Source organism: Streptomyces hirsutus (assembly GCF_001418415.1).
GTDB classification, from domain to species: Bacteria; Actinomycetota; Actinomycetes; order Streptomycetales; family Streptomycetaceae; genus Streptomyces; species Streptomyces hirsutus.
In genome coordinates this window covers 1,490-2,427 of record NZ_LIQT01000563.1, presented here as the reverse complement: position 1 = coordinate 2,427, position 938 = coordinate 1,490, and the positions used below count along the sequence as shown (strand labels likewise).

Sequence of the window (938 nt, the reverse complement as noted above, 5' to 3'; positions counted from 1 at the left end):
TCGGCCTGGAAGACGGCGTCGAAGGCGTCGGTGTACCTACTGTCCCGGTCGCGGAGAAGGAAGCGTAGGGAATCCATGCGGCGGTCCAGTGCCATGGCGAGATTCCTCGCCTGCTGGACGGCCCACTGCGCGGTGGGGTGGACGGTGACGCCGGCGAGGTGTAATCGGCGAGTGCCGTACTCGATGAAGACCAGGGCGTGCAGGCGCCACGGTGCCAAGGTGCAAGAAGTCGGCGGCGATGATGCCGTGGACTTGGGTGGTGAGGAACTGGCGCCAGGTAGGGCCGGAGCGATGCGGGGCGGGGTCAACTCCCGAGGACTGCAGGACCTCCCATACGGTGGACGGGGCGATGCAGTAGGCGCAGTCGGGGGCTGTCCCGGGTGGCGGCGCTCGGTGAATGTCCACTTCCGGGAGACCAGGCGTCGGTGCCAGGCCAGCAGCGTGGTCGGCGCGACCGCGAAGACCTGACGCCGGCGCTCCCGCGGGACCGGCCGGAAAGGACGGCCGGCCAGATCCGGTCGGCGGACTCAGAGCGGACCCGAGCGATCTGGCGGCGCAGCACTGCGTTCTCGTGTCGCAGCGCCGGCACCTCCGCGTCCTTGACCACTCAGCTGCGCAGTACGGCAGCGGGNNAGGTGCCGCCGGAGGCCGTTGCCCCACACGGAGAAGCTCCAGGCCAAACCCAGAATCGTATTTCCGAGCGGGACACCCCCCGGTCAGTGCGGAGGCCTCAGTTCAGTCCTGCGTGGGAGCGGCGGCATGGTGGACGTGAAAGGTGAGTCCGGCAATCCGACCCGATTGGATGACAGGACCATGCTGGACTCCGCCACTGATGTCGTTGTGCACGGTGTTAGGTTGCGGGTCTGGGTTGTTCGCGATCCGCTGCAAGGAGGTGAGCAGGTCGCGCAGGTCGTTGCCAGTGGCAGAGCCTGCCTGCA

At 67.9% G+C, this 938-nt stretch carries 2 pseudogenes; both read right to left on the bottom strand.

Annotated elements, in window-relative coordinates:
• Positions 1-607, bottom strand: a pseudogene (locus tag AOK11_RS46945) (integrase core domain-containing protein); the annotation flags it as partial.
• Between the two features lie 128 nt (positions 608-735).
• A pseudogene (locus AOK11_RS44185) lies at positions 736-938 on the bottom strand (hypothetical protein); the annotation flags it as partial.